The 18,774-nt window shown below is 61.2% G+C and carries 14 protein-coding genes and 1 pseudogene; 12 read left to right on the plus strand and 3 right to left on the minus strand.

All coding sequences use genetic code 11. From position 1 onward, the window contains the following. The first annotated feature begins 191 nt into the window (after window positions 1-191). The 3 genes from mscL to galE all read left to right on the plus strand — a co-directional run bounded on the left by mscL (window position 192) and on the right by galE (window position 3,232). Window positions 192-617 (plus strand): large conductance mechanosensitive channel protein MscL, encoded by a 426-nt coding sequence (gene mscL / locus ACK83U_RS01205; protein WP_112608065.1) that lies wholly within the window; start codon window positions 192-194, stop codon window positions 615-617. 145 nt (window positions 618-762) lie between these two features. Next, entirely contained in the window at window positions 763-1,929 is a 1,167-nt protein-coding gene (locus ACK83U_RS01210; RefSeq protein ID WP_112608067.1) for a pyridoxal phosphate-dependent aminotransferase, read from the plus strand. Between the two features lie 265 nt (window positions 1,930-2,194). Continuing rightward, window positions 2,195-3,232, plus strand: coding sequence for a UDP-glucose 4-epimerase GalE (gene galE / locus ACK83U_RS01215; RefSeq protein ID WP_112608069.1), 1,038 nt, complete (start codon window positions 2,195-2,197; stop codon window positions 3,230-3,232). 14 nt (window positions 3,233-3,246) lie between these two features. Here the strand turns inward: galE and ACK83U_RS01220 are convergent, their stop codons facing one another. Then, window positions 3,247-4,173, minus strand: a complete 927-nt coding sequence (locus tag ACK83U_RS01220) for a LysR family transcriptional regulator (protein WP_112608071.1) — start codon at window positions 4,171-4,173, stop codon at window positions 3,247-3,249. Window positions 4,174-4,345: 172 nt separating this feature from the next. Here ACK83U_RS01220 and ACK83U_RS01225 point away from each other — a divergent pair, with 172 nt between their 5' ends. The 8 genes and pseudogenes from ACK83U_RS01225 (at window position 4,346) to mmsB (ending at window position 12,698) form a co-directional block, all read left to right on the plus strand. After that, complete coding sequence (locus ACK83U_RS01225) at window positions 4,346-5,554, plus strand: ABC transporter substrate-binding protein (protein WP_112336559.1); 1,209 nt, start codon at window positions 4,346-4,348, stop codon at window positions 5,552-5,554. Window positions 5,555-5,569: 15 nt separating this feature from the next. Next, window positions 5,570-6,352, plus strand: coding sequence for an ABC transporter ATP-binding protein (locus tag ACK83U_RS01230; protein ID WP_112608073.1), 783 nt, complete (start codon window positions 5,570-5,572; stop codon window positions 6,350-6,352). A gap of 2 nt (window positions 6,353-6,354) precedes the next feature. Continuing rightward, window positions 6,355-7,056 (plus strand): ABC transporter ATP-binding protein, encoded by a 702-nt coding sequence (locus tag ACK83U_RS01235; RefSeq protein WP_112608075.1) that lies wholly within the window; start codon window positions 6,355-6,357, stop codon window positions 7,054-7,056. 3 nt (window positions 7,057-7,059) lie between these two features. Beyond that, window positions 7,060-7,946, plus strand: a pseudogene (locus ACK83U_RS01240) (branched-chain amino acid ABC transporter permease). Window position 7,947: 1 nt separating this feature from the next. Then, window positions 7,948-8,931 carry a branched-chain amino acid ABC transporter permease gene (locus tag ACK83U_RS01245; protein ID WP_112608079.1) on the plus strand — a complete coding sequence of 328 codons (984 nt, stop codon included), beginning with the start codon at window positions 7,948-7,950 and terminating at the stop codon, window positions 8,929-8,931. 163 nt (window positions 8,932-9,094) lie between these two features. After that, a complete protein-coding gene (locus ACK83U_RS01250; protein WP_112608081.1) occupies window positions 9,095-10,690 on the plus strand; it encodes a GMC family oxidoreductase N-terminal domain-containing protein in 1,596 nt (531 codons plus the stop codon). Window positions 10,691-10,729: 39 nt separating this feature from the next. Beyond that, the gene (locus ACK83U_RS01255) at window positions 10,730-11,788 is read left to right on the plus strand and encodes an enoyl-CoA hydratase/isomerase family protein (RefSeq protein ID WP_112608083.1); all 1,059 of its coding nucleotides are present in this window, start codon (window positions 10,730-10,732) and stop codon (window positions 11,786-11,788) included. 22 nt (window positions 11,789-11,810) lie between these two features. Next, entirely contained in the window at window positions 11,811-12,698 is an 888-nt protein-coding gene (gene mmsB, locus ACK83U_RS01260) for a 3-hydroxyisobutyrate dehydrogenase (RefSeq protein WP_112608085.1), read from the plus strand. Window positions 12,699-12,930: 232 nt separating this feature from the next. Here the strand turns inward: mmsB and ACK83U_RS01265 are convergent, their stop codons facing one another. After that, on the minus strand, window positions 12,931-15,000 hold the full coding sequence (locus tag ACK83U_RS01265) for an ATP-dependent helicase (protein ID WP_112608087.1): 2,070 nt from the start codon (window positions 14,998-15,000) through the stop codon (window positions 12,931-12,933). A gap of 275 nt (window positions 15,001-15,275) precedes the next feature. On the opposite strand from ACK83U_RS01265, the gene ACK83U_RS01270 reads away from it, so the two are divergent. Further along, window positions 15,276-16,151: an SMP-30/gluconolactonase/LRE family protein gene (locus tag ACK83U_RS01270; RefSeq protein ID WP_112608089.1), complete on the plus strand. Its 876-nt coding sequence runs from the start codon at window positions 15,276-15,278 to the stop codon at window positions 16,149-16,151. A 48-nt stretch (window positions 16,152-16,199) separates the two neighbouring features. On the opposite strand, the gene secD is transcribed toward ACK83U_RS01270, so the two are convergent. Beyond that, a complete protein-coding gene (gene secD / locus ACK83U_RS01275) occupies window positions 16,200-18,755 on the minus strand; it encodes a protein translocase subunit SecD (protein WP_112608091.1) in 2,556 nt (851 codons plus the stop codon). Window positions 18,756-18,774 lie beyond the last annotated feature (19 nt).

The raw sequence follows: 18,774 nt of genomic DNA on the forward strand, positions 1-18,774 counted from the left end.
CGGCTTGGTTGCTCGCAACTGACGAACAAGTAGTCGAACATATGCGCGGTAAGGTTGTTTTGGTTGTGGAATTATCATGGGATATGCATGCTTGAGCAAGGCTCGCTGTCGATTTGCTGTTGAAAAATAAGGAAAAAGATGGTGCTAATTATCATCAGTGAATTCAACGGCAACGCGAAGGGGACTGCTCAATGCTTAATGAATTCAAGGCCTTTATCGCTAAAGGCAACGTCATGGACCTTGCGGTCGGCGTGATCATCGGCGGCGCTTTCGGCGGCATCGTGAAATCGCTGGTTGACGATATCATCATGCCGATCGTCGGCGCGATTTTCGGCGGCTTCGATTTTTCGAACTACTTCATCGGCCTCGCCTCGGGTGTCAACGCACCGACGCTCGCTGCGGCCCGTGCCCAGGGCGCGGTTCTTGCCTACGGCAGCTTCATCACTGTCCTCATCAATTTCCTCATTCTCGCCTGGATCATCTTCCTGATGGTCAAGGGCGTGAACGCGCTGCGCGCGCAAGTCGAGCGTAAGGATGACAAGGTCGCCGAAGCGGCACCGCCGCCGGCTGATGTCCAGTTGCTGACGGAAATCCGCGACCTTCTCGCCAAGCGCTGACTCGCTTTGCTCGACTCTTTTTGCAAGCCCCGGTCCATGCGAGGACTGGGGCTTTATTCATCACCAAAATCGATTGGTCACTAAGGCAAAGTCATGGGATTTGTCCGCCGCTCTGCTTTATGAAGGCGGAAACCGGAGACTTTGCATGTCGATACTAGATAGCCTCAGCCCGCGCGCGCTTGCAGCACCTGAAAGCGGGATCGTCGAAGTGGTCAATTATGCCCGTGGCCGTGAGGGCCTGCTGCCGCTCTGGGTCGGCGAGGGCGATCTGCCGACGCCGGATTTCATCAATCGCGCCGCCATGGCCTCGCTCAACGCCGGCGAGACCTTCTACACTTGGCAGCGCGGCATTCCGGAACTGCGCCAGGCGCTTGCCGATTATTATGGCCGGCATTTCGGCACCTCGCTGCCGATGGAGAACTTCTATGTCGTCGGCTCCGGCATGCAGGCGATTCAGCTGTCCGTGCAGGCCATCACCGCTCCCGGCGACGAGATGGTTTATCTTTCCCCCGCCTGGCCGAACATCGCTGCCGCGCTCGAGATCGCAGGCGCCCGCTCCGTCGCCGTACCCTTACAATTCGAGCACGGTAAATGGTCGCTCGATCTCGATCGGTTGGAAGCGGCGATTACACCCAAGACAAAGGGCCTGTTCATCAATACCCCGTCCAACCCGACGGGCTGGACGGCGACCCATCAGGATCTCAGCGATATTCTCGCCTTAGCGCGCAAGCACGATCTCTGGATCATGGCCGACGAAATCTATGCGCTCTACTACTATGCCGGCGGCCGCGCGCCGAGCTTCCTCGACGTCAAGGAAGCGGACGACAAGATCCTCTTCGTCAATTCCTTCTCGAAGAACTGGTCGATGACCGGTTGGCGCGTCGGCTGGATCGTCGCACCTGCAGAGCTCGGGCAGGTGATCGAAAACCTCGTGCAATATTCGACCTCGGGCGTCGCGCAGTTCATGCAGAGAGGCGCGGTTGCGGCCTTGAACGAGGGCGATGATTTCGTCCGCTCCAATATCGAGAAGGCCACTCGCTCGCGCGATATCCTCTGCGACGCGCTGATTGCTACCAATCGCGTGCAGACGCTGAAGCCGGATGGCGCGCTCTATTCCTTCCTGAAGATCGATGGCGTCACCGACAGCCGCAAGGCCGCCATCGACATCGTCGACAAGACCGGTGTCGGCCTCGCGCCTGGGACGGCTTTCGGGCTAGGCGGCGAGCTGTTCATGCGCGCCTGCTTCCTGCGCGATCCGGTGCAGGTGGCGGATGCTGCGGAGCGGTTGGGCCAGTATATTTTGGGTCTGTGAGGGCCGGCATGTGCGCTGTGGTTGGCAGCGTTTGACCTGGCTGGGCCTGATACCCCTCTCTGCCGCGACAGCGACAGAGAGGGGCGAACACTCTCCGAGCTCACACAAATTGCCGTCGTGCACCCAATCCATAAAATCCAATCGATCCTCGAAAGCCCACCCTAACCATCCCCGCAATCTTTCCCGCCACGCCGCCCGCTTTTAATCAATTTCGCAGGGGAAGCGGCCTCATATGGAGCCGGTAGACTTGGCGGGGACGCGAAGAATGACTGTCTTGGTGACGGGCGGGGCCGGTTATATCGGCAGCCACATGGTCTGGAGATTGCTGGACGCGGGAGAGGACGTGGTTGTCCTCGATCGTCTCTCCACGGGCTTTCGCTGGGCCGTTCCGCCGGCTGCCCGCTTCTATCTCGGCGATATCGCCGATGAAGCGCTCCTGCATCAGATTTTCGCTGAAAACCATATAGAGGCTATCATTCATTTTGCCGGTTCGGCGGTCGTCCCGGTGTCGATCGAGGATCCACTTGCCTATTATGAGAACAACACCGGCAAGACCCGCATCCTCATGAGTGCCGCCATCAGGGCTGGCATCCGTCATTTCGTCTTTTCGTCCACCGCCGCTGTTTATGGCCAGCAGCCGGCGGACAGGCCGGTCGGCGAAGATGCGCCGCTGCGGCCTGAATCCCCCTATGGTCAATCCAAGCTGATGTCCGAGCTGATGCTGCGCGATGCCGCTGTTGCTTATGACTTCCGCTATGTGGCGCTGCGTTATTTCAACGTGGCCGGCGCCGATCCCGAGGGACGGGCTGGGCAATCGACCGATGGCGCCACCCACCTCATCAAGGTCGCCTGCGAGGCGGCCCTCGGCCGCCGCGGTCAGGTCGATATCTACGGCACCGATTATGCGACGCATGACGGCACCGGCGTTCGCGACTATATCCACGTCAGCGATCTCGTCGAGGCGCATCTGATGGCATTGCGGCATCTGCGCGAAGACGGCCGCTCACTGGTTGCCAATTGCGGCTACGGCCAGGGCTATTCGGTTCTGGACGTGCTCAACATGGTCATGCGCGTCTATGGCCGCGCCTTCCGCATCCACATCGCTCCCCGGCGCGCCGGCGATATGGCCAGTATCGTCGCCGATGCGACGCTTGCTCGTCGCGAATTGGGATGGACGCCGAAATACAACGATCTGGAAATGATCGTGCGCTCGTCGCTGGATTGGGAGCTCCGCCTTGCCGAACGCGCGGGCTTTGATGCCGCCGGCGTCAGCAGGGTCTACGCCGCTCCAAGCATGCTGTAACGCGACTGACGATCTCAGCTTTCCGGACGTCTCCAGGGACCGAGAAAGGCCGGCGCATTCTTGCGTACGGCGTCGGCGAGAAAATCGATGACGGTGCGCACGCGCGGCGATTGGCGCAGGTCGCGATGGCATGTGATCCAGTAGTGGCGCCTGAGATCCACCTCATGCGGCAGGACCACCTGCAGATCGGGGTGCTTGCCGGCGATGAAGAACGGCAGCACGCACAGCCCCTGGCCGTTCTTCGTCGCTGTCAGCTGCGCAAAGATGCTTGAGCTCTGGAATTGCGGCCTGATGCGCGGATGGACGTCATCGAGATAATCCAGGCCTGGCGCAAAAATCATATCCTCGATATAGCCGATAAAGGCGAAGTCAGGCAGGTCATCGCGGCTTTCGATCGGTGGATGGCGGGCGAGGTAGTCGCGCGATCCGTAGACCTGGAGATGATAGTCGGTAAGCTTCTCGGTGAAGTAGGGTCCGGCCTTCGGCGGGTCGAGCACCACGACGATATCGGCCTCCTTGCGCGAGAGCGACATGATCTGCTGGATGGTGATCAGCTCCAGTGAAATGTTTGGGTGCTTCGCAGTGAATTCCGGCAGGACGCCGGTGAAGAAGAAGTTGGAAAACCCTTCTGGCGCACTGATGCGCACGACACCCCGTTGTGCTGCCGGTCCCGCAGATAGATCGGCGCGAAGACGTTCCGTCTCCTGCTCCATGTGCTCGGCCGTATCGACGAAGCGCTGCCCCATGCTGGTCAGCATGTAACCGCGTGGATTGCGTTCGAAGAGCTTGACTTTCAAGGCGAATTCCAGCCGGTCGATGCGCCGCGAGACCGTGGCATGGCTGCTGCGCAATTGTCGCGCCGCGGTAGAAAGCTGCCCTGTTCGCGCAACGGCGAGGAAAAATTGCAAATCGTCCCAGGTAAAGTGCGGCGTACGCTTCATGCATCCTCCTCTGTTCAAAAATGAACAGACCTTGTTTGGAATTAATTGCAATCGCGACTTGCGTCAACGCGCGAATTCCGTGATCTTGGCGGTCGGGAAAAGCCGTTTTGAGGAAAGCGGCTAGCCAATTTTGAACAGATTCATTTTTGCCAAATCTCTGGGAGGAGAGGATATGCGAAAGAGTCTTATTGCGTCCCTTGCATTTCTGCTTGCAGCCAGCACTGCGGCGTTCGCCGCCGGCCCGTCCGATGGTGTCGTCAAGATCGGCATCCTCAACGACCAATCCGGCGTCTATGCGGATTTTGGCGGGAAATCATCGGTAGCGGCCGCCAAGATGGCCGCCGAGGATTTCGGCGGCAAGGTTCTCGGCGTGCCGATCGAAATCGTCGATGCCGACCACCAGAACAAGCCTGATATCGCCTCCAACATCGCCCGGCAATGGTACGACCAGGACAAGGTCGATGCCATCATGGAACTGACGACCTCCTCGGTCGCGCTCGCCGTTCAGGCGGTCGGCAAGGAAAAGAAGAAGATCGACATCGTCACTGGCGCTGCCACGACCGATCTCACCGGCAAGCAATGCTCGCCCTATGGCTTCCATTGGGCCTATGACACGCATGCTCTCGCCGTCGGCACCGGCGGCGCGCTCGTCAAGCAGGGCGGCGACACCTGGTTCTTCCTGACTGCGGACTATGCCTTTGGCTATTCGCTCGAGCAGCAAACCAGCGATTTCGTCAAGGCCAGCGGCGGCAAGGTGCTTGGCTCCGTCCGTCATCCACTGTCAACGAATGATTTCTCATCCTTCCTGCTGCAGGCCCAGTCGTCTGGCGCCAAGGTCATCGGTCTGGCCAATGCCGGCCTCGATACCTCCAACGCCATCAAGCAGGCCTCCGAATTCGGCATCACCCAGGGTGGCCAGCACCTGGCGGCATTGCTCTTCACGCTCGCCGAAGTGCACGGCCTCGGCCTGCAGGCAGCGCAGGGCCTGACGCTGACGGAAGGCTATTACTGGAACCTCGACGACAAGAGCCGCGAGTTCGGTAAGCGCTTCTTTGCCCGCACCGGCAAAATGCCGAACATGATCCATGCCGGCACTTATTCCGCCGTGATGCAGTATCTGAAGGCCGTGCAGAAGGCCGGCACTGACGATACCGACGCCGTTGCCAAGCAGCTGCATGAGATGCCTGTTGATGATTTCTTCGGCCGCGGCGGCACGGTCGGCGCCAACGGCCGAATGATCCACGACATGTATCTGCTTCAGGTGAAGAAGCCCGCTGACAGCAAGGAGCCGTGGGATTACTTCAACGTGTTGGCGACGATCCCTGGCAAGGAAGCCTATATCGATCCCGCCAAGAGCGGCTGCGACCTCGTCAAGCAATAGGGCCTGGACCAGCTCATGGCGATGTCCGCGACATATCCGCATGAAGAGCCCCGGGTGGTTTTGTCCGCCCGGGGACTGCGCCGCGATTTCGGCGGCTTCACCGCCGTCAAGAATGTCGATCTCGACGTACATCATGCCCAGGTCCACGCGCTGATCGGCCCGAATGGCGCCGGCAAGACGACGGTGTTCAACCTGCTCACCAAGTTCCTGCAGCCGACGCATGGGACCATCACACTGCTCGGCACCGATATTACCAAGACGAGACCTGACAAGGTCGCGCGCATGGGCCTGGTGCGCTCCTTCCAGATTTCCGCCGTTTTCCCGCATCTGACGGTGCTGGACAATGTGCGGGTCGCCTTACAGCGGCCAAGCAATCTCGCCCACCAGTTCTGGCGGCCGCTATCGGCCCTCGACAGCCTCAATGCCCGCGCCGAACAGCTCATTGCCTCCGTCGGCCTTTCGAAAGAGCGCAATGCCGTCGCCGCAGATCTTTCCTATGGTCGCAAGCGCGTGCTGGAGATTGCCACCACGCTTGCGCTCGATCCGAAGGTGCTGCTGCTCGATGAGCCGATGGCCGGCATGGGGCTGGAGGACGTAAACACGGTCTCCGCGATCATCCGCGATGTCGCGCGCGACAGGGCCGTGCTCATGGTGGAGCACAATCTCTCGGTCGTTGCCGATATCTGCCATCATGTCACGGTGCTGCAGCGCGGCGAGATCCTGGCCCAGGGCGATTACGCGACAGTCAGCCGCGATCCGCGCGTCCGCGAAGCCTATATGGGCACGGAGGAGGCTTGACGATGGCGACGCTTCTCGACGTTCAGGGTCTCAATGCCTGGTATGGCGAAAGCCATATTCTGCACGGTGTCGATATGCGTGTAGGCGAGGGGGAGACCATCACCATCCTCGGCCGCAACGGCGTCGGCAAGACGACGACGCTGCGCACGATCGTCGGCATCGTCCGCGCCCGCAAGGGCAGAATTACATTCGCCGGCAAGGACATGATGCAGGTGCCGCTGCACAAGACGGCGCATCAGGGCATCGGCTTCGTGCCGGAGGAGCGCGGCATCTTCTCGACGCTCAGCGTCTATGAAAACCTGATACTGCCGCCAGTCGTCGCAGCGGGCGGCATGACGCTCGACGAGATCTTCGAGCTGTTTCCCAATCTGCATGAGCGGCGCAACAGCGTCGGCACCAGGCTTTCGGGCGGCGAGCAGCAGATGCTCGCCATGGCTCGCATCCTGCGCACTGGCGTCCGTATGCTGCTGCTCGACGAACCCACCGAGGGCCTTGCGCCCGTCATCGTCCAGCGTATCGGCGAAGTCCTGCAGAAGCTCAAAGGTCGCGGCATGACCATATTGCTCGTCGAGCAGAATTTCCGCTTTGCGAGCCGCATCGCCGATCGCTTCTATGTGATGGATCACGGCCAGATGGTCTCGGAATTTCCGGTTGGCGAACTCTCCGAACGCATGGGTATGCTCCACAAGGTCCTGGGGGTCTGAGCCATGACGACGATATTCGGCATTCCCGCGCAGGCCCTTCTCGGTCAATTGCTGATCGGGCTCATCAACGGTTCCTTCTACGCGCTCTTGAGCCTTGGGCTCGCGATCATCTTCGGCATGCTGCGGGTCATCAATTTCGCCCATGGCGCCCTCTATATGCTCGGCGCCTTCACCGCCTATCTGCTGCTCGCCTATGCCGGCATCGGCTATTGGCCGGCCCTCGTTCTGGCACCGCTGATCGTCGGCCTGTTCGGTGCGCTGGTCGAGCGGCTCTGCCTGCGCCGGCTTTACAGGATCGATTCGCTCTACGGATTGCTCTTCACCTTCGGCATGGCGCTGACCATTGAGGGGACCTTTCGCTATCTCTACGGTTCCTCCGGTCAGCCCTACGCCGTCCCGACGGAACTGGCGGGTGCGAAAAATATCGGCTTCATGTTCCTGCCCGTCTATCGCGCTGGGTGGTCATTGCGTCGCTGATCGTCTGCATCGGCACCTGGCTGCTGATCGAAAAGACCAAGCTCGGCGCCTATCTGCGTGCCGCGACCGAGAATTCCACCCTTGTGCAGGTTTTCGGCGTCAACGTGCCGGTGCTTCTGACGCTCACCTACGGCTTCGGCGTCGCGCTTGCCGCCTTTGCCGGCGTGCTGGCCGCGCCGATCTATCAGGTCTCTCCGCTGATGGGATCGAACATGATCATCATCGTCTTCGCCGTTGTGGTCGTCGGCGGCATGGGCTCGATCATGGGCGCGATCGTCACAGGCTATATGCTGGGGATTGCCGAGGGCCTCACCAAGGTTTTCTATCCCGAAGCCTCGAATATCGTCATCTTCGTGATCATGGCGATCGTGCTGCTTCTGAGGCCTGCCGGCCTCTTCGGTCGGGAGGCGTGATATGGCTGGGTTGATCAGCTTGAACTCCAAGGAGCGTCCGAAGCTTTCCGTACAAAAGCTGCTTCTGGTCGTCGGCCTCGTCGGATTGATCTGGGCGCCGTTCTTCATCTACCCGATCTTCGTCATGAAGGTGCTGTGCTTCGCGCTGTTCGCCTGCGCCTTCAATTTGCTGCTCGGCTATGCCGGCCTGCTCTCCTTCGGTCATGCCACTTTTTTCGGCGGTGCCGCCTATTTCGCGGCTCACGCCGTGAAGGAGTGGGGGCTCCCGCCCGAGCTCGGCATCCTGATCGGCGTCGCAGGTGCCTCGCTCCTCGGTCTCATCATGGGCTTCGTCGCGATCCGCCGGCAGGGCATCTATTTCGCGATGATCACGCTGGCGCTGTCCTACATGTTCTATTTCTTCTGCCTGCAGGCGGCATTTACCCATGGCGAGGACGGCATTCAGTCGGTTCCGCGCGGCTATCTCTTCGGCGTCCTCGATCTCAGCAACTCTTTCAACATGTATTATTTCGTCCTTGCGGTTTTTCTGATCGGCGTGCTGATCATCTGGCGCTTCATCAATTCGCCCTTCGGCATGATCCTGAAGTCGATCCGCGAGAACGAGCAGCGGGCGATCTCGCTCGGCTATTCCGTCGCTCACTACAAGCTCGGCGCATTCGTCATGTCGGCGGCGCTGGCGGGGCTTGCCGGTGCGGTCAAGGCGCTGGTCTTCCAGTTCGCGACGCTCACCGATGTCGCCTGGCAGATGTCCGGCGAAGTCATTCTCATGACGCTTCTCGGCGGCATCGGCACGCTGATCGGCCCGATTTTCGGCGCGGGATTCGTGGCGACGCTGGAAAACTATCTGGCGACTTCGGAATTCCCCGTCACCATCATCACCGGCATCGTCTTCATGGTTTGCGTCCTGCTCTTCCGCCGCGGTGTGGTCGGCGAGTTCTATGCCTCGCGGCTGGGACGGAAGCTGGGCTTTGAGTATCGGCGCTGACTGCTTGATTTCCTTCTCCCCGTTTTGACGGGGAGAAGGTGCCCGGAGGGGGGATGAGGGGCTATTCCGAGGGTAGTTTGAAAACCGAGTTCTGCCGAACCTTCCGGCCCCTCACCCTAACCCTCTCCCCGCTGGCGGGGAGAGGGGATCACTGAGTTTGAACATGGATCGCTTCGACTACATCATCATCGGTGCCGGCAGTGCCGGATGCGTGCTGGCCAACAGGCTCTCGGCCGACCGCAACAACAGGGTGCTGCTGCTGGAAGCGGGCGGCAACGATAATTACCACTGGATCCATATCCCGGTCGGCTACCTTTATTGCATCAACAACCCGCGCACGGACTGGTGCTTCACCACATCGCCGGAGGCAGGCCTAAACGGCCGGTCGCTGAACTATCCGCGCGGAAAGGTGCTTGGCGGCTGCTCCTCCATCAACGGCATGATCTACATGCGCGGCCAGGCGCGCGACTATGATCTCTGGCGTCAGCTCGGCTGCGCCGGCTGGGGCTGGGACGATGTGCTTCCCTACTTCATCAAGTCCGAGGATCATTATCGCGGCAAGGACGAGATGCATGGCGCCGGCGGCGAATGGCGCGTCGAGAAGGCGCGCGTGCGCTGGGCAGTGCTCGATGCCTTCCAGGCCGCGGCCAAGGAGGCCGGCATCCCGGAGACAGCGGATTTCAATCGCGGCAACAACGAAGGTTCCGGCTATTTCGACGTCAACCAGCGCTCCGGCATCCGCTGGAACACGACGAAAGCCTTTTTGCGCCCGGCCATGAAGCGCGGCAATCTCACCGTCTATACCAAGGCGCACGTCCGCCGGCTGATCGTCGAGGGGGATGCCGTGACCGGCGTCGAATTCCAGCACGATGGTGTGGCGAAGCGCGCTTATGCGACTAAGGAGACTGTACTCTCAGCCGGCTCCATCGGCTCACCGCATATTCTGGAACTTTCGGGCATTGGCCATGGCGAGCTGTTGAGCAAAGCCGGCATCGACGTCGTGCGCGAGGTTCGGTCCGTCGGCGAGAACCTGCAGGATCATCTGCAGCTTCGCCTCGCCTACAAGGTGACCGGCGTGCCCACGCTGAACGAGAAGGCGACGAAACTGATCGGAAAGGCGGCGATTGGCCTCGAATATCTGGTGCGCCGTTCAGGCCCCATGGCGATGGCGCCGAGCCAGCTCGGCATCTTCACCCGCTCCGGACCGGACAAGGAAACGCCGGACCTGCAATATCATGTGCAGCCGGTCTCGCTCGACAGGTTCGGTGATCCCGTTCATCCCTTTCCGGCGATCACCGCAAGTGTCTGCAATCTCCGCCCTGAAAGCCGCGGCTATGTGCATGTGCGCAGCCCCGATTTCGCGATGCAGCCGGCCATCAGTCCGAACTATCTCTCTGCCGCACGCGACCGGGAAATTGCCGTGCGTTCCATTCGCCTGACGCGGCGCATCGTCGCCCAGCCCTCCTTTTCCCGGTTCCGGCCGGAGGAATTTAAGCCGGGGCCGGCCTATGAGACGGATGCCGATCTGGAGCGCGCCGCCGGCGATATCGGCACGACGATTTTCCATCCGGTCGGCACGTGCCGCATGGGCGGTGACGCGCAAAGCGTCGTCGATCCCCGCCTGCGACTGCGGGCGCTGACAGGGCTGCGCATCGCAGATGCTTCCGTCATGCCATCGATCACCTCGGGAAACACCAATTCGCCAACCATCATGATCGCCGAGAAGGCAGCCGAAATGATCCTTGCCGACAACAGATGAAGCCCTATTCATGGATGACAGCAGGGATAGGAGATTTGCATGGATAGCGCGGACGAAGTCATCATTGAGCGGCGCGGATCGGCCGGCATTATCAAGCTTAACCGCCCGAAGGCGCTGAATAGCCTGACATTGTCGATGGTGCGGGTCATTGCGCCGGCCCTGGAGGGTTTCGCCGCAGATCCCGCGATCGCCAGCGTCATCGTCCTGGGCGAGGGGGGACGTGGCTTCTGCGCAGGCGGTGATATCCGCGTGCTGCATCGGAGCGGCAAGGAGGGCACTGATGAAGCGGAAACCTTCTGGCGCGAGGAGTTTCTGCTCAACCATGCCATCTCGCGCTATCCCAAACCCTATGTCGTGTTGATGGACGGCATCACCATGGGCGGCGGCGTCGGCCTCTCGGCCCACGGCAGCCATCGCGTCGTCACCGAACGCACGTGCCTTGCCATGCCCGAAACCGGCATTGGCTACTTCCCGGATGTCGGTGCCACTTGGCTGCTGCCGCGCGCGCCGGGCGAAGCCGGCACTTGGATGGGTCTGACCGGGCAGACCGTCGGTGCAGCCGATGTTATCCACGCCGGTTTTGCCGATCATTGTGTCGCGTCTTCCGCATTGCCAGCCCTCATCGATGCGATAGCCGCGCTGCCCGCTGCGGCCTCTACCGCAGACGTGCACGCTCTCATAAGGACGATGGCTGTAGATGCCGGCGAAAGCCGGCTTGCGGCAAACCGCGATGTGATCGATCGGACGTTTTCGGCAGACACGGTGGAGGAAATTCTGAAGTCCTTGGCCGGAGAACCGGGAGAGTTTGCCGCAGAAGCTGCAAGCGTGATCGCCAGCCGCTCGCCGACGAGCCTGAAGCTGACCTTGCGGCTGCTCAGGGCAGGGCGAACGAGCGCTAATCTGGCCGAATGCCTTGATCGTGAACTCGGCGCCTGTAAGGGCATATTGTATAATCACGATTTCTACGAGGGCGTGCGCGCCGCCGTCATCGACAAGGACCGCAATCCGAAATGGTCTCCGGCGAGCCTTTCCGAAGTGACGGCGGATGCCATCGACCGTTTCTTCATACCGGCGCAGCCGCCGCTTTTCGCAAGATAACCGATCATGGGAGGAAAACATCATGACGCGGATCGCATTCATCGGCCTCGGCAATATGGGAGGCCCGATGGCCGCCAATCTCGTCAAGGCCGGCCACGCCGTCACAGGATTCGACCTCTCGCATGATGTGCTGAAGGCGGCCGAGGCGGCGGGCGTGAAAGCCGCCAGCGTGCTGACCGAGGCCCTGGCCGATGCAGAAGTGGTCGTGACCATGCTGCCGAAGGGCCAGCATGTCCTGACCGTCTGGACCGACGTGCTACGCTCCGTGCCCAAGGGAACCTTACTGATCGACAGCTCGACCATCGACGTCGACAGCGCCCGCAAGGCGCATGCCATGGCAGGCGATGCCGGCTGCCTCTCACTCGACGCGCCGGTGTCCGGCGGCACCGGAGGGGCCGCGGCCGGGACGCTGACCTTCATGGCCGGCGGCTCGGCGGAAAGCTTCGCCGCTGCCAAACCGCTGCTCGAGGTGATGGGCAAGAAGATCGTCCATTGCGGCGATCCCGGCGCCGGCCAGGCCGCGAAGATCTGCAACAACATGATCCTCGGTATCTCGATGATCGGCGTCTGCGAGGCCTTCGTGCTCGGCGAAAAGCTTGGCCTTTCGCACCAGGCTCTCTTTGACGTCGCTTCGACCTCCTCCGGCCAATGCTGGTCGATCAATACCTATTGCCCGGTGCCCGGCCCTGTGCCGACGTCGCCCGCCAACAACGACTACAAGCCCGGTTTTGCCGCCGCCTTGATGCTGAAGGATCTGCGCCTGTCACAGGAAGCGGCGCTCTCCAGCGGCGCGTCGACGCCTCTGGGTGCTGAAGCCGCGCAGCTTTACGCGCTCTTCGAAAAGCTCGGCAACGGCGGCCGCGATTTTTCGGCGATCATCGAGATGTTTCGCGAGGCGAAGCGGGTATAACGCGCGGCGATCGAGTGAATTGAAAGCTCGGATTGCCCCTCACCCCAACCCTCTCCCCGCTCGCGGGGAGAGGGGGAATTGTGCCCCAAACAAGTTCCGTTCAAGAGGAGGCCTGCTGCCTTGTGAGGTCGTCCCCTCTCCCCGCTCGCGGGGAGAGGGCTAGGTTGAGGGGCCACGCACGATGATGCGGCACCAATAAACATGCCTGACCTGCCGCCTCAATAACCCCAACTCACCGCCACATGCCCCGCATGCGCGCACCCACATCGACGCGCACCTCGCGCGCCCGAATGGCGGCAGCGCTTTCAGCCCGTGCCTGCGGCCAGCCGCAGACCTCGAAAAATTGCAGCAATGTTGCCGGAATGAAGCGGGTGCGCGAGGCGAAGACATGCTTGTCGCCCTGCGCATGCTGGCCGTGCACGAAGAACCGCTGCGGAATGACGAGATCGAGATTGTCCTTAGCCCGCGTCATCGCGACATAGAGCAGCCGTCGTTCCTCCTCGATTTCGGCGGATGATCCGACGGCGAGATCGGCGGGGATGCAGCCATCGACGGCGTTGAGGATGAAGACCTTCGTCCACTCCTGGCCCTTGGCGGAATGGATAGTGGAGAGGATCAGATAGTCCTCATCGAGTAGCGGCACACCCGCCTGGTCGCTGGTGGCGTCGGGCGGATCGAGCGTCAGCTCGGTGAGGAAGCGCTCACGCGAGCCGTAGCCCGCGGCAATCTGTTCGAGCTGGACGAGATCCGCCTGGCGGGTCGATGCATCCTCATATACGCGTTCCAGATGCGGTTCGTACCATTGGCGAACGAGGCCGATTTCCGATGGCCAGCCGGCCTTCCCGCTTTTGACCTCCCGCATCGTCTCGACAAAGGCGGTCCAATCGTCTCCCGTGCGCGGTGGCGGCGGGAGTTCTGTGAGTGCCGTGATCGGGCTTGCATCTTCGCCGATCTGGTCGAGTACGCGCTGTGCTGTCGCAGGGCCGACGCCGGGCAGGAGCTGCATCAGGCGGAAGCCGGCCACGCGGTCGCGCGGATTCTGGGCGAAACGCAGCGCCGCCAGCATGTCCTTGACATGGGCGCTGTCAAGGAATTTCAGCCCGCCGAATTTGACGAAAGGGATGTTGCGGCGGGTGAGCTCCACTTCCAGCGGGCCGCTATGGCTCGAAGTGCGAAAAAGCACCGCCTGCTGCTTGAGCCTTGCGCCACCCTCGCGATTTTCCAGCACCTGATCGGCGATGTAGCGCGCCTGATCGGCCTCGTCGCGCACGGTCACCAGCCGCGGCCGCTCTACGCTTTGCCGCTCCGTGCGCAGGTTCTTGGTGAAGCGCTCGGACGCAAGATCGATCACGGCGTTAGCTGCAGCTAGGATCGGCTGTGTCGAGCGATAGTTGCGGTCGAGCGTGACAATATCGGCCGATGGCGTAAAAGCCTTGGGGAAATCGAGAATGTTGCGTACGGTGGCGGCACGGAAGGAATAGATCGATTGCGCGTCGTCGCCGACGACGGTCAATCCCCGGCCATCCGGCTTCAGGGCGAGCAGGATGGAGGATTGCAGCCGGTTGGTGTCCTGATATTCGTCGACGAGTACATGGTCGAAGCGGCTGCCGATATCCTCGGCGATCAGAGGCTCCTGCAGCATATGCGCCCAATAGAGCAGCAGGTCGTCGTAATCGAGCACGTTCTGCACCTGCTTTGCCTCGACATAACAGGCGAAAAGATCGCGCAGCTGCTGCTCCCACATGGCGCACCAAGGGAAGAAGTCGCGCAGCACGCCGTCGAGCGGCGCTTCGGCGTTGACGGAGCGCGAATAGATGGCAAGGCAGGTCGCCTTGGTCGGGAAGCGGTTCTCCGTCTTCGAAAAGCCGAGGTCGTGGCGCGCCAGATTCATCAGGTCGGCACTGTCTTCGCGGTCGTGGATCGTGAAGGCCGGGTCGATGCCGATCTGTTCTGCATAATCCCGCAGCAGGCGCGCGCCGATGCCGTGGAACGTACCTGTCCAGGCAAGTGCATCGGCGGTGATGCCGGAATTCGCACCCAGCACCTCGCGGCAGATGCGCTCGACGCGGCGGCCCATTTCGGCGGCGGCGCGGCGCGAAAAGGTCATCAGCAGGATGCGGCGCGGGTCTGCGCCTTTGACGATCAGATGCGCGACGCGATGCGCAAGCGTATTCGTCTTGCCGGAGCCGGCTCCGGCGATGACCAGCAGAGGCCCGGCAATATGACCGTCGCCTACAGTCGTGCCGTGTTCCACCGCCAGCCGTTGCTCCGGGTTCAGCTTTTCCAGATAGGCGGCGGTCATCAACTCTCCTGACTACCTCCGGCGGCCGGCGCGGAGCGCGATATGCGGCGAATCGCAAACGCGAAGATATAGGAACGTTCTATGGATGTTCCGAATCGCTAAAGCCTGTCAAGATTAACAGGGCTCGCACGCGGATGTGACCTCTGGCGCAAGAATCTTATCGGGATTTGCATTCGCCCGGCTCGAAAAGGATCTTCTTCGTGCTTATGTATCATTTCGGCGCAGCATTTTGAGTTTTTGGGGCTTCGTAATGCGTAGAATGAAGGTTTCAAAACATGAACGAAACGATTGCCACCGGGCTGCGTCTGCCTAGCGGCCTCCTGGCCTTGCCGGACGGTCGCCTCGCGGTCGTAGAAATGGATGCCAGTCGCCGCTGTCTGAAACTTTTCGACGCAAGCGGCGTACCGCAGGAACTTTGCCGGGTCGGCGGCTGGCCGATGGGGATTGCGGCGGATGGTGACGGATGTTTCTGGGTTGCCAACGGCCCGGAGAATTCCCTTGTCAGATTGTCGGCGCAAGGCCGCGTCCTGCAGGTCATTGAAGGCAGCGCCGATGGTCCGTTTCTCCATCCGAATGCACTCGCTTTCGGACCTGACGGCCTGCTTTATATGATCGATTCCGGTATCCGCCTTGCCAATCTTCTCGAAGGCGGCCACATCCATCCCGATTTCTTCAAGGCGGCTTATAATGGCTGCGTCTATCAGATCGATCCTTCGGAGGGCCGGGTCATCCGGGTCCTGGCAGCAGGCTTGCTCTTTGCGAGCGGTATTGCCTTCGGTGCCGACGGATTGCTCTACTATAGCGAAACGCTGACCGGAAAAATCTATCGGCAAGTCGTGGGCGGCAGGCAGGAAATGTTTGTCCAGTCGATGACATCCCCTGCCGTCAATGCGCTGCGCGGACCGGCAGGCCTCGCTTTTGATCGCAGTGGCATGCTGTATTGTGCCATGTACGGCCTAGGTGAAATTTCCATGGTGGACACCGAGGGAAAAATGGCCGGCCATATCCGCACCGACGGCACAAGGCCGGCCAATATCGCCTTCACCGTGGACGGCAAGCATCTGCTCGTCAGCGAGCAGGAAAACGGAGTTGTAGAAAAGATTACGGCCCCGCGTCCTGGTTTGCCTTTGCATATGCCGCCGATTTCGTAAGCGGCTGGAGGACATGCCCGGAAGCCGGGCATGTCCTCTTTTCATGTGTTAAGCAGCAGGAATCTGCTTGTTGTCCTTACTGGACTTGCCGTCTGCCGATCCCGTGTCATTGGCGACCGGCTTGGCATGACGGCGACGCCAGTCGCCGAGGAACAGCAGGATCGGCGCGGCGATGAAGACCGATGAGGCGCCGGCGACGAGGATGCCGAACACCATGGGGATCGCGAAGCTGGAGACGGCGCTGCCGCCCCAGATCGCCATCGGCACCAGCGCCAAGAAAGCCGTGGCATTGGTATAGAGGCTTCGCGCCAGGGTCTCGTTGATCGACTTGTCGATGATGTCGCGCAGCGGCATCGACTTGTAGAGCCGCATGTTTTCACGCATGCGGTCATAGACCACGACCTTGTCGTTCACCGAATATCCCACAAGCGTCAGGATCGCGGCGATGGCCGTCAGGTTGAAATCGAGGCCGGTGATCGCGAAGAAGCCGATCGCCTTGGTCACATCGAGCACCAGCGTGACGATGGCGCCGACCGCGAACGGCCATTCGAACCGCACCCAGATATAGACGAGCATCGCCAGGCTGGCGATTACGACTGACAGGATGCCGGCCCAGGCAAGCTCGCCCGAGACCTTCGGACCGATGACATCGGTGCCTTCGATGGTCGCGCTTGGGTCGATCTTGACGATTTCGGCCTTGAGCTTGGTCACGGCCGCCGTCTGCGCCTCTTCGCCGCCGTCCTGGCGCTGGGCGCGGACAAGAAGGCTGTTGTTGTCGCCGAAGGACTGCAGTGCGATTTCGCCGAGGCCGAGCGTGTTCAAGCCCTCGCGGAACGTAGACAGATCGGCTGCGTCCTTGGTCTTGACCGACATCTGGATGCCGCCGCGGAAATCAACGCCGTAGTTGAGGCCCGGATGGATGAACAGAACCACCGAGGCGATCGACAGGATCGCCGAGACGGTGACGCCGAAGAAGCGGGCCTTCATGAACTGGATGTGCTTGTCATAGGGGCTGAAAGGGATCAGCGGTCTGATGTTGATCACCTTCAGCTTGCGGCGACGGGTGATGGCGATCATCACGACGCGCACGAAGGCGACGGAGGTGAACATCGAGATAATGAGACCGAGACCCATGGTCACGGCAAAGCCGCGAACGGGGCCGGAGCCGAAGTAGAACAGGATCGCGGCGGCGATGAGGGCTGTCATGTTGCCGTCGATGATCGTCGAATAGGCCTTCTTGAAGCCGTTATCGATGGCGGCGAAGGCGCCGCGGCCCTTGCGGGTTTCTTCGCGGATGCGCTCGTTGATGAGAACGTTGGCATCAACCGCAAGGCCGATGCCAAGGACGATACCGGCGATGCCGGGCAGCGTCAGCGTGGCGCCGACAAGCGTCAGGGCTGAGAAGGTCAGGACCGTGTGGATGAGCAGCGCGACATTGGCGAGAATGCCCCAGGCGCCATAGAGCACGAAGATGAAGGCGGCAACCAGGACGAAGCCGACGAGGCCGCTATAGATGCCCTTCTGGATCGCGTCGCTACCGAGATCGGCGCCGACGGTGCGTTCTTCGATGACGGTGAGCTTGGCGGGCAGAGCGCCGGCGCGCAGCAGGGCTGCAAGCGTGGTGGCGCTGTCTGCGGTGAAGTTGCCGGAGATCTGGCCTGAACCGCCGGTGATCGGCTCGCGGATATTCGGTGCGCTCAGCACCTTGTTGTCGAGAACGATTGCGAAGGGCTTGCCGACATTTTCGCGGGTGATTTCGGCAAAACGGTTGGCGCCGGCGCTGTCGAAGCGGAAGGTGACGAGCGGCTCGTGCGTGTTCGGATCGAAGCTGACGCGGGCGTCCGTCAGACGGTCGCCGGACAGTTCGATGCGGTCGAGAACCGGATAGCTGGTGCCCCGCTCGTCCTTCATGATGGTGACGCCGGGAGGCGGATTGTTTGGATCGGCATTGTCGGCGAGCAGATGGAAGGACATTTTCGCGGTCGAGCCGAGAAGCTCGCGCAGATGCGAGGGATCCTGCGCACCCGGAAGCTGGACGAGAACGCGGTTCGGTCCGACGCGCTGAATGGTCGGCTCGGCGACGCCCACCTGGTCGACGCGCTTGCGGATGACTTCAAGGCTCTGCTGAACGGCTGAATCCACATTAGCGGAAATGCCGGCTTGCGAGAAGGACATCGCGACCGTCGCGCCATTCGGCGTGATGTTGAGATCGGACTGACCGGCTGAGAGGCCGGATGTGATCGTATTGGCAAGCGTGCGCAGTTGCGTCACTGCATCGCTGCTCTGCGAGGGATCGGTGAGCGTCACGACGATCTGATCGCCGTTGCGGATGATCGAGCGGGTCTGGATGTTCTTGTCGCGCAGCACGCGCCGGGCGTCCTGCTGCAGCGATTGCAGCCGGCCGTTCGTCAGATCCTTCTCGTCGACTTCAAGAACGAGATAGGAACCGCCGCGAAGGTCGAGGCCGAGCGAAACCTGGCTATGAGGCAGCCAGGATGGGATCTTGCTGAGAACAGACTGCGGCAGCACGTTCGGCATTGCAATCAGAAAGCCGATGACGATGACCACTGTATAGAGTGCCACGAGCCATGGTGAGGTACGCATGGGTATTATCCTTGAAAAT

Source organism: Rhizobium sp. WW22, from assembly GCF_047041135.1.
Classification (GTDB): Bacteria; Pseudomonadota; Alphaproteobacteria; order Rhizobiales; family Rhizobiaceae; genus Rhizobium.

Coding starts and splice junctions, on each gene's coding strand:
- mscL (WP_112608065.1), top strand. CDS start 192: ATGCTTAATGAATTCAAGGCCTTTATCGCTAAAGGCAACGTCATGGAC.
- ACK83U_RS01210 (WP_112608067.1), top strand. CDS start 763: ATGTCGATACTAGATAGCCTCAGCCCGCGCGCGCTTGCAGCACCTGAA.
- galE (WP_112608069.1), top strand. CDS start 2,195: ATGACTGTCTTGGTGACGGGCGGGGCCGGTTATATCGGCAGCCACATG.
- ACK83U_RS01220 (WP_112608071.1), bottom strand. CDS start 4,173: ATGAAGCGTACGCCGCACTTTACCTGGGACGATTTGCAATTTTTCCTC.
- ACK83U_RS01225 (WP_112336559.1), top strand. CDS start 4,346: ATGCGAAAGAGTCTTATTGCGTCCCTTGCATTTCTGCTTGCAGCCAGC.
- ACK83U_RS01230 (WP_112608073.1), top strand. CDS start 5,570: ATGGCGATGTCCGCGACATATCCGCATGAAGAGCCCCGGGTGGTTTTG.
- ACK83U_RS01235 (WP_112608075.1), top strand. CDS start 6,355: ATGGCGACGCTTCTCGACGTTCAGGGTCTCAATGCCTGGTATGGCGAA.
- ACK83U_RS01245 (WP_112608079.1), top strand. CDS start 7,948: ATGGCTGGGTTGATCAGCTTGAACTCCAAGGAGCGTCCGAAGCTTTCC.
- ACK83U_RS01250 (WP_112608081.1), top strand. CDS start 9,095: ATGGATCGCTTCGACTACATCATCATCGGTGCCGGCAGTGCCGGATGC.
- ACK83U_RS01255 (WP_112608083.1), top strand. CDS start 10,730: ATGGATAGCGCGGACGAAGTCATCATTGAGCGGCGCGGATCGGCCGGC.
- mmsB (WP_112608085.1), top strand. CDS start 11,811: ATGACGCGGATCGCATTCATCGGCCTCGGCAATATGGGAGGCCCGATG.
- ACK83U_RS01265 (WP_112608087.1), bottom strand. CDS start 15,000: ATGACCGCCGCCTATCTGGAAAAGCTGAACCCGGAGCAACGGCTGGCG.
- ACK83U_RS01270 (WP_112608089.1), top strand. CDS start 15,276: ATGAACGAAACGATTGCCACCGGGCTGCGTCTGCCTAGCGGCCTCCTG.
- secD (WP_112608091.1), bottom strand. CDS start 18,755: ATGCGTACCTCACCATGGCTCGTGGCACTCTATACAGTGGTCATCGTC.